Below are 13,276 nucleotides of genomic sequence, written 5' to 3' on the forward strand. Positions count from 1 at the left end.
TGTGATGTCCAGGGACGTTGTCCCGAGTCGAGGTGACCAGGAGCGGCCTGTCGTGCTGACAGGTGAAGGCCTCCGGTTGTGAAGTGGAGCTGTCGAGGAACCACATCACGCCTCCGGAGGCCTTCGTGTCCCACCCTAACGCCACCCTGACCCCACGCACCCGGCTACGGCTGGCCCGCCTGATCGTCGAGCAGGGCTGGACCTGCGCCGAAGCGGCGAAGATGTTCATGGTCGCCGCCAAAACGGCCGCGAAATGGGCGCAGCGCTACCGGCTCGAGGGCGCGGCGGGGATGGCTGACCGCAGCTCACGCCCACACCGCAGCCCGACCCGCACCCCCAGGCAGGTGGTCCGGGCGATCGTGCGGCTGCGCTGGCGGCACAGGCTGGGCCCGGTCCAGATCGGCGGCCGGCTCGGCCTGCCCGCCTCCACGGTGCACGCGGTGCTGGTGCGCTGCCGGATCAACCGCCTGTCCCGTATCGACCGGGTCACCGGCGAACCGCTGCGCCGCTACGAACACGACCACCCCGGCTCGCTGATCCACGTCGATGTCACCAAGTTCGGCAACATCCCCGACGGCGGCGGCCACCGCTACGTCGGCCGGCAACAGGGCGAGATCAACAAACGCGCCACCCCCGGCCTGGCCCGCGGCGCGGACTACAAGCCCCGCACCGGGACCGCGTTCGTGCACACGGTCATCGACGATCATTCCCGCGTCGCCTACGCCGAGATCCACGCCGACGAAACCGCCGCCACCGCCACGGCGGTCCTGCGCCGGGCGGTGTCCTGGTTCGCCGACCTGGGCGTCACCGTCGAGCGCGTGTTATCGGACAACGGCTCGGCCTACCGCTCCCATGCTTGGCGGGACACGTGCGCCGAGCTGGGGATCATCCCGAAACGGACCCGGCCTTACCGGCCGCAGACCAATGGCAAGATAGAACGGTTCCACCGGACGCTGGCCGACGGGTGGGCCTACGCCTGCTTCTACCCGACGGAGACACTGCGGCGGGCGGCGCTGCCGGGGTGGCTGCACTTCTACAATCACCATCGACCCCACAGCTCAACCGGCGGCAAGCCGCCGGTCACCCGGCTGACCAACCTCCCTGGACATCACAGCTAGCTCACCACTGCTGCTGCGGGGGCTGGCCGGGCTGGCCGAACCCGCCGCTCGGCGGGCCCTGCTGCCCCGGCGGCTGGCCCCAGCCCTGCGGCGGCTGACCAGGCTGACCCGGCTGCCCGGGCTGACCCGGCTGGCCGTACCCACCGGGCTGGCCGTACCCGCCCGGCTGACCCGGCTGCGGGAAGCCCCCGCTCGACGGCTGCGGGAACCCGCCGCTGGACGGGTTGGGCCCGCCCGGCTGGCCGTAGCCACCCGGCTGGCCGTAACCCGGCTGACCCGGCTGCCCGGGCTGGCCCGGCTGCCCGTAACCACCGGGCTGCCCGAACCCGCCGGGCTGACCCGGCTCGCCGTAGCCACCGGGCTGCCCGAACCCGCCCGGCTGACCGGGCTGCCCCGGCTGGCCGAAGCCCGGCTGCTGCGGGCCACCGAAGCCCGGCGGCGGTCCGCCGAAGCCCTGCGGGCCGCCCGGCGTGGCACCGCCGGCACCGAGGCCGACGAACTGCTGCGTCGCCGGGATGAGCCCGAGCACGCCCACGATGAGGATGAGCACGCCCAGGATCAGCGGGGGCAGCCCGATGCCGAAGGTGTCCCGGCCGGACGCCCCGCCGACGAAGTCGCTGTTCGGGGTCATCCCGATCTTGAGCAGCAGAGCGAACACCGCGAGGAGCGCACCACCCGCGACGACCGCGATCGGGACGAACTTCCGGATGCCGCCCAGCCGGCCCGCGAGCGCCAGCCCGACACCGCCGGCGAGGGAGATCAGCGAACCCAGCAGGATCATGATCACGTAGAACCAGACCAGCCCCGGGCCGATCAGCCCGGCGGCGTCGAGCGCCTTCTGGATGATGTCCGAGTCCGTGCTGCCGACGATCGTGGAGTAGTCGCTCGCGTCGCCCATGTAGTTGAACGAGATGATGAGCGCGATCAGGCCCAGCAGGGCGACGACGCCACCGGCGATGTAGCCGAAGAGGGCGTTGCCGCCCGCGGCCGGCGCGCCGAACGGCTGCTGCGGCCCGCCGAAGCCGGGCTGCTGGCCACCGAAACCGGGGGCACCGAACCCCTGCGGCGGCTGGCCGAAGCCTGGCTGCTGGCCGAACCCGCCCTGCTGGCCCGGCTGCCCGAAGCCCGGCTGCTGGCCGTACCCACCGGGCTGCTGGCCGAAGGCCGCGGCCGGGTTGTCGGCCGCGCTCGGCGGCGGGGTGTACGGGATCGCCGGCGGCGGCTGGGAGCCCGGGGGCACCAGCTGCGTCGAGTCCGCGACCGGGGCGTCGCCGCCGCCGACCGGGTTCACCATCTGGGTCGCGTTCGCGTCGACCGGCGGCATGGCCTGGGTCGCGCCCGCCCCGCCGTCACCCGGCCGGCCCGGCTGGACCACCTGGGTCGGCTCCGGCGTCTCCCCGAACGGGGAACCGCCCTGAGGCTGGGCGGGCTGGACGACCTGGGTCGGTTCCGGGCTGCCGAACGGGTCCTGCTGCGGCTGGGGGCCACTCGGCGGGCCCTGAGGCGGCTGGCCGCCACCCCACGGCTGGTTCGGTGGCTGCGGTGCACTCATGTGGGTCTTGAACCCCCTTGACGAGGACGCGAAAGTGTTCTACTCGCGCCCACGCTATCGGATCGCCCGGCGGGGCGCTCGTAACGCCCCTGCCGGGTCCGCCGATAAAGGCTCCCTTCGGACGCGGTCAGCGACCGGCCAGGAAGCCCAGGAGGTCGTGCCGGGTGACGACGCCGGCCGGCTTGCCGTCGACCAGCACGAGCGCGCCGTCGGCCCCCTGGAGCGCGGTCATCGCCGCGCCCACCTGCTCGCTGCCACCGATCGTCGGCAGCGGCGGGGACATGTGCTGCTCGAGCCGGTCGGCCAGCTGCGCCTTGCCGGTGAACAGCGCGTCGAGCAGGTCACGCTCGTTGACGGCGCCGACGACCTCGGCCGCCATCACCGGCGGCTCCGCGCTGACGACGGGCATCTGGCTCACGCCGAATTCGGAGAGGATCGCGATCGCCTCGGCGACGGTCTCCTTCGGGTGAGAGTGCACCAGATCGGGCAGCGAGCCGCTCTTCTTCGTGAGCACGTCGGCGACCGTCGCGCCCGAGGAGTCCGGCGGCAGGAAGCCGTAGGAGGACATCCACGTGTCGTTGAACACCTTCGTCAGGTAGCCGCGGCCGCCGTCGGGCAGCAGCACGACCACGACGTCGTCCTCGGTGAGCCGCTCGGCGAGCTTCAGCGCGGCGGCGACGGCCATCCCGCAGGAGCCGCCGACCAGCAGGCCCTCCTCCAGTGCGAGGCGCCGGGTGACCTGGAAGGAGTCGGCGTCGGAGACCGGGATGATCTCGTCGGCGATGTCCCGGTCGTAGGTGTCCGGCCAGAAGTCCTCGCCGACGCCTTCGACGAGGTACGGGCGGCCGCTGCCGCCGGAGTAGACCGAGCCCTCCGGGTCGGCGCCGACCACCTGCACGGCGCCGTCGCTGACCTCCTTGAGGTACTTGCCGGTGCCGGAGATCGTGCCGCCGGTGCCGACACCCGCGACGAAGTGGGTGATCCGGCCTTCGGTCTGCGCCCACAGCTCCGGGCCGGTCGAGTGGTAGTGGCTCTCCGGGTTCTGCGGGTTGGCGTACTGGTTGGGCTTCCAGGCGCCGTCGATCTCGCGGACCAGGCGGTCGGAGACGTTGTAGTAGGAGTCCGGGTGCTCGGGCGGCACCGCCGTCGGGCACACCACGACGCGGGCGCCGTACGCCTTGAGCACGTTGCGCTTGTCTTCGCTGACCTTGTCCGGGCAGACGAACACGCACCGGTAGCCCTTGCGCTGGGCGACCATGGCCAGCCCGACGCCGGTGTTGCCGGACGTCGGCTCCACGATCGTGCCGCCCGGGCGCAGCTCGCCGGATGCTTCGGCGGCCTCGATCATGCGCAGCGCGATGCGGTCCTTGACCGAGCCACCCGGGTTCAGGTACTCGACCTTGGCCAGCACGAGCGGCTTGAGCCCCTTGGTCAACGAGTTCAGCTTGACCAGCGGGGTGTTGCCCACGAGGTCTGCGATGTGCTCTGCGTACTCCACGACCGCCAGCCTAAACGGCGTCCCCATGGCGCTGTCCACCCAGCGCGGGGCGGGCTCCGGGTGCGCGTCGGCGATGCCGGGCCGCGAGCGCGGGGTCGGGCCGCCCGGCGGGGACCTAGGCGGCCACCAAGCCGCTCGTCCGCGCCGGTACCGGCCCGAGGGCCGTCACACGCTGAGCCGTCATCCCGTCCCGGAGGTTCCGCCCGGCGTCGATGGCCGGGCAGCCGGTCCGAAGGGACAGGGACGTCCAGAAGGCGTTCTGGACCATCATCATCGCCAGTTCACCTCCCAGCGGAATGGCGAGCCTTCACGAGCGGGACGATCCTATCGGGCCGCCGGTTGCCCCGGTTCGTCCTTTCGTGTCAATTCCACCTGGCCGGCCTGACCGGCGATCGGCCGTTCTTCCCAGCCCGGGGGCCAGGTTCGCGGAAAACCCGGCTTCGCGCGCGCACCGGCGAGCCGGGCGGCGGACTTCGTCCCGAAATCGGCCGGACCTGCGAAAACGGCGCCGTTGAAACTTTCGCGTTCGCCACCGAAAACGGTTCCGCGGAAATCGACGCGATCGGCGAACTCGGCTTTGTTGAAGTCGGCCTTGGTGCGGAATTCGGTCCCGCGGAACGAGGCCAGTCCGAGAAACTTCGTTTCGTAGCAGACGATCGAACGGATCGAGCAGTGCGTGAGGGTCAGCCCGACCAGCTCGGCCCCGGAGAAGTCGAGGTCGGTGTCCGGCCAGAAGTCGCCGCTCGGCTGCTCGGCCCGGCCGGGCCGCAGGTGCAGCATGAGGATGCGCTGCGCGGCCTTGCGGACCTGCAGCTCCTCGGCGTCCTTGCCGGGGTCGTGAGGCATCCGGAGGTAGGCGCAGAAGACGTTGACGATCGTCTGCCGGTGCTCCGGGTGGCCGGCGGCGAGCCGTTCGAGCGCGTACAGCCCGGCCAGCCGCACCGGCGCCTTGTCGCTGCCGAGCTGGTCGGCGGCCTTGCCGTACATCTCGGTGATCCGGCGCTCGGTGGCGTCGTGGTCCTTCTGCACCAGCTCCAGCTCGGCCGACCGCTGCCGCCGCGCGGCGAGCAGCAGGGCCGCGGCACCCCCGGTGCCGACGACGATGTTGGCGGCGGTCTTCAGCGCGTCGAGCCGGGCCGAGTCCTCCGGGCGGCCACCGCCCAGCAGCGTCAGCAGCAGGGTGGCGGCGAGCGCGGCAACGGTCAGCAGACCGGCGCTCCACAGCACGATCGTCCTGGTCCGCAGCACCCGCTCGAGCTGGTTTCCCACCCGGCTGATCCTGGCAGACCGGGCAACCTCACAGTCGCTCCGGCTTTCTCCCGGGCGCCGTACCCGGCAGTATGGTGAGCAACTGCTTAGCTCGCGATACGAGGATGTGTCACGTCATGCCTGAAGCCGTCATCGTCTCCACCGCACGCTCGCCCATCGGGCGGGCCAACAAGGGCTCGCTGGTCGGCATGCGGCCCGACGACCTGACCGCCCAGATGGTCACGGCGGCGCTGGCCAAGGTGCCCCAGCTCGACCCGGCCGACATCGACGACCTGATGCTGGGCTGCGGCCTGCCGGGCGGCGAGTCCGGGTTCAACATGGGCCGCGCGGTCGCCGTCGAACTGGGCTACGACCACCTGCCCGGCTGCACGATCACCCGGTACTGCTCCTCCAGCCTGCAGACCACCCGGATGGCCTTCCACGCGATCAAGGCCGGCGAGGGCGACGTCTTCATCTCGGCCGGCGTCGAGACCGTGTCGCGGTTCGGCAAGGGCAGCTCGGACTCGTGGCCCGACACCCACAACCCGCTGTTCGCCGACGCCGAAGCACGCACCAAGGCGACCGCCGAGTCCGGCACCGACACCTGGACCGACCCGCGCACCGAGGGCAACGTCCCGGACGTCTACATCGCGATGGGCCAGACCGCGGAGAACCTGGCCCGGCTGAAGGGCGTCACGCGCGAGGAGATGGACGAGTTCGGCGTCCGCTCGCAGAACCTGGCCGAGAAGGCCATCGCGGACGGCTTCTGGGCCAAGGACATCACCCCGGTGACGCTGCCGGACGGCACGGTCGTCTCGAAGGACGACGGCCCGCGCGCCGGTGTCACCCTGGAAGGCGTCTCCGGCCTGAAGCCGGTGTTCCGCCCGGACGGCCGGGTCACGGCGGGCAACTGCTGCGCGCTCAACGACGGCGCGGCGGCGCTGGTCGTCATGTCCGACACGAAGGCGCGCGAACTGGGCCTGACGCCGCTGGCGCGGATCGTCTCCACCGGGGTCACCGGGCTTTCGCCGGAGATCATGGGCTACGGCCCGGTCGAGGCGTCCAAGCAGGCGCTCTCGCGCGCGGGGCTGTCGATCGGCGACATCGACCTGGTCGAGATCAACGAGGCGTTCGCGGCGCAGGTCATCCCGTCCTACCAGGACCTGGGCATCGAGCTGGACCGGCTGAACGTCAACGGCGGCGCGATCGCGGTCGGCCACCCGTTCGGCATGACCGGCGCCCGGATCACCTCGACGCTGATCAACTCCCTGCAGCACCACGACAAGCAGTTCGGCCTCGAGACGATGTGCGTCGGCGGCGGCCAGGGCATGGCGCTGATCATCGAGCGCCTTTCCTGACTCGACGCGAAAGGCCCCCGCTCGACGCGAGCGGGGGCCGTTTGCCGAACCAGTGTTATTCGTTCGTCTTCACGCACATCGTCGTCGCCGGCTCCGGGTAGACCGCGACGCGCGTGGCGTCGGTGCCCTCGCAGACGCTCTTGTCCGCCTGGCCCGTCACGACCTTGACGAGCTCGCCGTCCTTGGTCGGGTCGGTGCACGGGACCTTCAGGTAGCCCTTGGTCTGGGACGTGAAGTTCGCCAGGCAGTCGCCCTGCTTCGCGTTGATCATCAGGCACAGCTTGTAGGAGCTGCGGCCGCTGACCGAGTAGGTGTCGTAGCCCGCGTCCGAGCCGCCGGGGCAGTTCTCGGAGGAGCTCTCCAGCTTCTTGGCGATCTTGACGTTCGCCTTCGGGTCGTTGCAGTCGGCCTTCGCCGGGTCGTCGCCGCCCTGGGTGAACTCGGTGATGGTGAGGCAGTCACCGGCGTTCGAGGTGGCCGGGGACTTCATGAACGAGACGATCCCGATGATCACGATCGCGACCACCACGATGGCGCCGATGCCGCCCAGGATCAGCCGTGGCGCCTTCGAGCGCTTCGGCGGCGCGGGCGGGAAGCCGGGCTGGCCGCCGGGCGGGAACTGGCCGGGCGGCGGGCCGAACTGGCCCGGCTGGCCCTGCGGCTGTCCGTACTGGCCGGGCTGGCCGTACGGCTGCTGCGGCTGGCCGCCGGGAGGCGGTCCGTAGGGATCGGGCTGACCCACCGGCTGCTGGCCCCCGGGGGCCGGAGGGGGAACGCTCACTGTGAACCTCACACATGTGAAATGAGAACCGACCGGGTTATCAAACACGCAGGGTGAGCGGAGTCCGCAGCGGGGTCCCTATTTGCACTAATTACCCACAGAAAAGGCGCCCCGCCGGTTACGGAGCGCCTTCACTGCGGAACTGTGAGCCAGGTTACTCGCGGAAGTACGAGAGCAACCGCAGGATCTCGAGGTACAGCCAGACCAGCGTCGTCATCAGGCCGAACGCGGTGTACCAGGCCCACTTCGAGGGCATGCCTTCGCGGATCATCCGGTCCGCCTGGTCGAAGTCGAGCAGGAAGCTGAAGGCCGCGATGCCGATGCAGACGAGGCTGAACACGATGGCCAGCGGGCCGCCGTCGCGCAGCGGGTTGAAGCCGAACGCCAGCGAGCTGATCAGGTTGAACAGCATCAGGATGGCGACACCGACGACGGCGCCGACGATCCACTTGGTCAGCTTCGGCGTGACCTTGACCGCGCCGGTCTTGTAGACGACCAGCATGCCGATGAACACACCCGCGGTACCGATGATCGCCTGCAGCGCGATACCGGGGTAGATCGCCTCGAAGACGCCGCTCAGCGCACCGAGGAACAGGCCTTCGGCCGCGGAGTACGTCAGCGTCAGCGCGCCGCTCGGCTTCTGGCGGAAGATGATCACCAGCGAAATGACGAGCCCGACGATCAAGCCGCCGAGCATCGCGCCGATGAGCGCGCCCGACAGGCGGCCGGTCTCGGCGATCTGGACCTGCGCCCAGATCCCGGTGATCACCCCGACGAGCAGCGCGACGCCGAGGGACATGCCCGTCTTGACGACGACGTCGTCGACGGTCATCGGCCGGTCGCCCTCGCCGGAGGCGGCCTGGCCGGGGCCGTACCCGGGCACGCCGCCCTGGGGTTGGTTGAAGCCCACGGGGGGCCCGTACTGCCCGTAAGTCTGGGTTCCGCCGCCGGGCAGGTTGCGGAACGCCGGGTTGCTACTGGAACGCACCTGATCCTCCTGGATCTGCTGCTTGGATCATCGCTGCATCGGGTTCAACGACCGCCGCGGGCGCGGGGTTCCCGTCGAGTAAAGACGACTTTACTCGACGGCAGGCCGCCTGCCTCGGACGACACGGTAAGCGACGGACATCACGACCGTTCGCCGACAGCCACCCGAAGAGCGGTACACAGTTTCGCCCCTTGGCGCAACGCTCACCTCGCGTGCTCGGACGTTCACCGAACGCGTGTCGGGGTTTTGATCAGTCGTGTGACCTGCAGAGACGCCGGGCGCTGCCGCGCGTCCAACGAAGGAGCATTGACACATGGGGTGGTCAACACGCCCGCGCGCGGGTGCTCGCGCGCTCACCGGGCTCGTCGCCGCGGCCCTGCTCGGCACGCTTTCCGTGACCGCCGGCGCGCCCGCCGCCTCGGCCGCGAGCCAGGAGGGCATCGGCTACGAGGTCAAGCCGGGCCAGGACATGACCCCGCGGCCCAGCCGCAACTGGCTCGGCTCGTACGTCGTCGGCGGGGCGCAGGTCTTCTGCGTGAGCTTCCAGCTCAAGGCGCCCGACACCGACGAGCAGTACAAGCCGGGCGACGAGCTGCTCACGAAGTGGGGCACGAAGCTGCCCGCCGACCAGGCGGCGAACATCTCCTACCTGCTGCTGCGCTACGGCGACACGAAGAAGCCCGCCGAAGCCGCCGCGCTCGCCCACCTGCTGCACTCGTGGACCGCCGCCCCGCGCACGGCGGCCGACCTGGACCCGTCGCTCGGCTACGACAAGATCGGCTACGACGCGAAGTACCACCTCGACCTCCTGCCCGCGGACGCCAAGGCGGCCGTCGACCGGCTGAAGACGGACGCCGAGGCCAACCGCGGGCCGTGGACGGCTTCGGTGACCACGCCGAAGGGCGACCAGCACCCCGGCGAGGCCGCCGAGTGGACGGTCACGGTGAAGAACGCCAAGGACAAGGGCGTCCCGGACGTCCCGGTGAAGCTGACGGCGACCGCCGCCACCCTCGACAGTGAGGACGGCGGGAAGGCGGACGCCGCGGCCGGGAACTCGAGCCCGCAGGCTGCCGCGAAGGACGTCACGCTCAAGACGGGCGCCGACGGCACCGTGACGGTGAAGCTGACCCCGACCGGCGACCAGCCGAGGCTCGTGGCCGCGCTGTCCGCCCCGGCCGACCGGCCGTACGTGCGGGTGCCGGTCGACACCAAGGTGCAGCGGGTGGTCTCCACCGGCGGCGAGAAGGAACTGACCGCACAGGGCGTGGTCGACGTCGCCAAGCCCGGCACGGTCCAGGTGACCAAGACGGACGCGAACACGGGCCAGGGCGTCGGCGGCGCCGTCCTGCGGATCACCGGCAAGGACAAGACGTCGGCGGCCATCGGGCAGGACGGCAAGCCGCTCACCGGAGCCGACGGCAAGCCCGCGGTCGTCACCACCGACGGCAAGACCGGCGGCGTGACGGTCGAGAACCTGCGCGCCCCGCAGGAGATCTGCGTCGTCGAGGCGAGCCCGCCGCCGGGCTACACGAACGCCTTCGACCCGAAGAACCCGCCGTCGGCGTGCGGCACCGTCAAGCCGGGCGAGACGCTCGCCCTGACCGTGACGAACAAGCCGAACGAGGTCCCGCGCGCGATCCCGGCCGGCGACCAGCCGGTCGCGCGGGCGCAGGGGGTCGTCGAGACGAGCTACTCCGTGCCGGGCCTGGCCGGGCTCGGCCTGCTCGTGCTGCTGGCGGGCGGGCTGATCGGCGTCGCCGCGCGGCGGGCCTCCCGGCGGTAACGGCGTGGCGGAGCACGGCGGCGACTGGCGGGCCGAAGACTGGTTCGTCGAGGAATGGCACCGGGGTATCGGCTGGGCGGCCGGCGATGACGAGCCGCCCGGCGGGCCCCCGGAGCCGCCCGCGCGCAAACCCGGCCGGGGCCGGCTGCTGACCGGCTTCGCCCTCGGCGCGGCGACCGTGCTGGCGGTCCAGTTCGGCTCCTCCGTGGTCACCGTGCCGCGGGTGGCCGTCGTGTCCGGTACGGCGCTGCCCGCCGCGGGGGCGGCGGGAGCCGCGGCCGCGGTGCCGTCCCCATCCCCGGCGGCCACCTCGTCCCCGGCTCCGGCCGCGCCCGCCGCGGGGACGCCGTCGCCGGCCGCGCCGCCGCCGTCCCCGCCACCGCAGCCGCGGGGCACCGTCCGGCTGCCCGCCGGCGGGACGGCGACGCTCGTGCGCAAGGACCTCGGCCCGGGCGGCGAGCTGCCGGTGCCCACCGACCTCGGCCAGGCCACGTGGTGGGGCGCGTCACTCGACGCCGCGGGCGGGGCGAGCGTGTTCGCCGGCCACGTGAACTGGCGGGGCGCGACCGGGCCGTTCGCCGAGCTGTGGACCGCGCAGGTCGGCGCCGAGGTGACCATTGTGGACAGTGCGGGTCAGACCTGGCGGTACCGGATCGCGCAGCTGGTCACGGTGCACAAGAGCGACCTGCCGGCCCGCGCCGACTACCTGTTCGGCCAGTCCGGCCCGCACCGCGTGGTGCTGGTGACGTGCGGCGGCCGCTGGGTCGGCGGCTCGGACGGCTACGAGGAGAACCGCGTCGTCATCGCGGAGCCCAGCTAAGTTACTCGTGGGTAACATCACGTTTCGAAACGGTGGTCGCGGGCCTCGCCATGCAGCAGAATGCCCAGGGTCAGGGCTGCGGAGCGAGAGGTGTGAAGACCATGGCGACGTTCTTGGTGACCGGCGCGACCGGACTGATCGGGCGTCACTTCACCCGGCTGCTGCTGTCCCGCCCCGACGACGACCGCGTCGCCCTCGTGGTGCGCGCGTCCTCGCGGGCCAAGCTGGCCGCGCTGGTCGACCAGTGGCCGCACTCCGACCGCGTCACGCTCGTCACCGGTGACCTCGGCGAGCCGCTGCTCGGAGTGTCCGAAGCGGACCGCGAGCAGCTGCGCGGGAGCGTCGACCACATCGTCCACCTCGCCGCGCTCTACGACCTCACCGCCGACGACGAAGCCAGCATCAAGGCCAATGTGGACGGTACGCGGGCCGTCGTCGACCTCGCCGCGGACCTGCGCGCGGGCTGCCTGCACCACGTGTCGTCGGTGGCCGTCGCGGGCGACCACGAAGGCGTGTTCACCGAGGAGATGTTCGACGCCGGGCAGCGCCTCGTCACGCCGTACCACCGGACCAAGTTCGAAGCCGAGAAGATCGTCCGCGAGCAGGACCAGGTGCCCTGGCGGGTGTACCGGCCGGCCGTGGTCGTCGGGCACTCCGAGACCGGCGAGATGGACAAGATCGACGGCCCGTACTACCTCTTCCCCGCGATCAACCGGCTCGCCGGGCTGCCCGACGTGCTGCCGGTCGTCGGCCCCGACCTCGGCGACACGAACATCGTGCCGGTCGACTACGTCGCCAAGGCGCTGCTGGAGCTGGTGGTCAAGCCGGGCCTCGACGGCCACGCCTTCCACCTGGTCAACCCCGAGCCGCAGCCGGTCGTCTCGGTGTACAACGCCTTCGCGCGGGCCGCGGGCGCGCCGACGATCACCGTGCAGCTGGGTGAAGGCCTCTCCAAGCGGATCGTCGGGCTGGTCAAGCTGACCGAGCACATCCCCGGCGTCACCATCGCGCGCGACGCCGTCATGGAGCGCTTCGGCATCCCGCCGGTGCTGCTGGACACGATGGCGTTCCCGTCGGTGTTCTCCTCGGCCGAGACGCGCAAGGCGCTGGCCGGCACGGTCGAGGTCCCGCGGCTGGAGGAGTACGCGCCGACGCTGTGGCGCTACTGGCGCGAGCACCTCGACCCGTTCCGCGCGCGCAAGCACGGCCCGCGCGGCGAGCTCGACGGCCGGCGCGTGATCATCACCGGCGCGTCCTCGGGCATCGGGCGGGCGACGGCGCTGAAGGTGGCGGCCGCGGGTGGCGTGCCGCTGCTCGTCGCGCGCCGCCAGCACGAGCTGGAAGAGGTCCGCGACGAGATCGTCGCCGCCGGCGGCACGGCGTCGGTGTACCCGGCCGACCTGACCGACGAGGACTCGGTGCGCAAGGCCGTCGACGCGATGCTGGCCGAGCACGGCCGGATCGACATGCTGGTGAACAACGCCGGCCGGTCGATCCGCCGGTCGATCAAGCTGTCCTACGACCGGATGCACGACTACGAGCGCGCGATGGCCATCAACTACTTCGGCGCGGTGCGGCTGATCCTCGCGGTGCTGCCGCACATGTCGGAGCGGAAGTTCGGGCACATCGTGAACGTGTCGTCGATCGGCGTCCAGGGCATCGCGCCGCGCTTCTCGGCGTACGCGGCCTCGAAGGCGGCGCTGGACTACTTCTCGCGGATCGCGGCGACCGAGACGCACGGCGACGGCATCACGTTCACCACCATCCACATGCCGCTGGTGCGGACGCCGATGATCCGGCCGACGAAGATCTACGACGCGTTCCCGACGAAGTCGCCGGAGCAGGCCGCGGACATGGTGATGAAGGCGCTCGTCGAGCGGCCCAAGCACATCGGCACCCCGGCGGGACAGGCGATCGGGCTGGCGTACACGCTCACGCCGGGCCTCACCGACGCCGTCGCGTACCAGGGTTTCCGGATCTTCCCGGATTCGGCCGCGGCGGGCGGTTCGGGCGAACTCAAGATCGGGCGTGGCGAGAAACACCTCTCGCGCGCGGCGATGGCGCTGGCCCGGCTCTCGCGCGGCTTCCACTGGTAGTCGGTCCGGCTGGTCAGCACGGTGGTCTCACTCT

General features: G+C 71.5%; 11 protein-coding genes. 5 read left to right on the plus strand and 6 right to left on the minus strand.

The annotated features are described in order from the left end of the window. Positions 1-125 precede the first annotated feature (125 nt). Entirely contained in the window at positions 126-1,118 is a 993-nt protein-coding gene (locus tag ACWDN5_RS25210) for an IS481 family transposase (RefSeq protein ID WP_449677980.1), read from the plus strand. Between the two features lies 1 nt (position 1,119). Here ACWDN5_RS25210 and ACWDN5_RS25215 read toward each other — a convergent pair whose 3' ends face one another. The 4 genes from ACWDN5_RS25215 to ACWDN5_RS25230 all read right to left on the minus strand — a co-directional run bounded on the left by ACWDN5_RS25215 (position 1,120) and on the right by ACWDN5_RS25230 (position 5,437). Beyond that, entirely contained in the window at positions 1,120-2,670 is a 1,551-nt protein-coding gene (locus ACWDN5_RS25215) for a hypothetical protein (RefSeq protein ID WP_449677981.1), read from the minus strand. Positions 2,671-2,797: 127 nt separating this feature from the next. Next, entirely contained in the window at positions 2,798-4,168 is a 1,371-nt protein-coding gene (locus ACWDN5_RS25220; RefSeq protein ID WP_310973627.1) for a cystathionine beta-synthase, read from the minus strand. Positions 4,169-4,283: 115 nt separating this feature from the next. Continuing rightward, positions 4,284-4,442 carry a hypothetical protein gene (locus tag ACWDN5_RS25225; protein WP_310973629.1) on the minus strand — a complete coding sequence of 53 codons (159 nt, stop codon included), beginning with the start codon at positions 4,440-4,442 and terminating at the stop codon, positions 4,284-4,286. A gap of 50 nt (positions 4,443-4,492) precedes the next feature. Then, entirely contained in the window at positions 4,493-5,437 is a 945-nt protein-coding gene (locus ACWDN5_RS25230) for a pentapeptide repeat-containing protein (RefSeq protein WP_449677982.1), read from the minus strand. Between the two features lie 116 nt (positions 5,438-5,553). Between ACWDN5_RS25230 and ACWDN5_RS25235 the strand changes: the two genes are divergently transcribed. After that, on the plus strand, positions 5,554-6,774 hold the full coding sequence (locus ACWDN5_RS25235) for an acetyl-CoA C-acetyltransferase (RefSeq protein ID WP_310973632.1): 1,221 nt from the start codon (positions 5,554-5,556) through the stop codon (positions 6,772-6,774). Between the two features lie 55 nt (positions 6,775-6,829). Here the strand turns inward: ACWDN5_RS25235 and ACWDN5_RS25240 are convergent, their stop codons facing one another. Both ACWDN5_RS25240 and ACWDN5_RS25245 read right to left on the minus strand, forming a co-directional pair. Further along, positions 6,830-7,516 (minus strand): LppU/SCO3897 family protein, encoded by a 687-nt coding sequence (locus tag ACWDN5_RS25240; protein WP_310974176.1) that lies wholly within the window; start codon positions 7,514-7,516, stop codon positions 6,830-6,832. A gap of 193 nt (positions 7,517-7,709) precedes the next feature. Continuing rightward, positions 7,710-8,543: a Bax inhibitor-1/YccA family protein gene (locus ACWDN5_RS25245; protein ID WP_449677983.1), complete on the minus strand. Its 834-nt coding sequence runs from the start codon at positions 8,541-8,543 to the stop codon at positions 7,710-7,712. Between the two features lie 313 nt (positions 8,544-8,856). On the opposite strand from ACWDN5_RS25245, the gene ACWDN5_RS25250 reads away from it, so the two are divergent. From ACWDN5_RS25250 to ACWDN5_RS25260, 3 genes are all read left to right on the plus strand, one after another. Further along, positions 8,857-10,326, plus strand: a complete 1,470-nt coding sequence (locus ACWDN5_RS25250; protein ID WP_310973636.1) for an MSCRAMM family protein — start codon at positions 8,857-8,859, stop codon at positions 10,324-10,326. A gap of 4 nt (positions 10,327-10,330) precedes the next feature. Next, the gene (locus ACWDN5_RS25255) at positions 10,331-11,146 is read left to right on the plus strand and encodes a class F sortase (RefSeq protein ID WP_449677984.1); all 816 of its coding nucleotides are present in this window, start codon (positions 10,331-10,333) and stop codon (positions 11,144-11,146) included. Positions 11,147-11,247: 101 nt separating this feature from the next. Next, positions 11,248-13,242: an SDR family oxidoreductase gene (locus ACWDN5_RS25260; protein WP_310973639.1), complete on the plus strand. Its 1,995-nt coding sequence runs from the start codon at positions 11,248-11,250 to the stop codon at positions 13,240-13,242. Positions 13,243-13,276 lie beyond the last annotated feature (34 nt).

Source organism: Amycolatopsis sp. NPDC003731, from assembly GCF_053586895.1.

What these genes read in the sequence shown, in the direction of transcription:
- ACWDN5_RS25215 (WP_449677981.1), bottom strand. Translation starts at nt 2,670, where the DNA reads ATGAGTGCACCGCAGCCACCGAACCAGCCGTGGGGTGGCGGCCAGCCG.
- ACWDN5_RS25225 (WP_310973629.1), bottom strand. Translation starts at nt 4,442, where the DNA reads ATGATGATGGTCCAGAACGCCTTCTGGACGTCCCTGTCCCTTCGGACC.
- ACWDN5_RS25235 (WP_310973632.1), top strand. Translation starts at nt 5,554, where the DNA reads ATGCCTGAAGCCGTCATCGTCTCCACCGCACGCTCGCCCATCGGGCGG.
- ACWDN5_RS25250 (WP_310973636.1), top strand. Translation starts at nt 8,857, where the DNA reads ATGGGGTGGTCAACACGCCCGCGCGCGGGTGCTCGCGCGCTCACCGGG.
- ACWDN5_RS25260 (WP_310973639.1), top strand. Translation starts at nt 11,248, where the DNA reads ATGGCGACGTTCTTGGTGACCGGCGCGACCGGACTGATCGGGCGTCAC.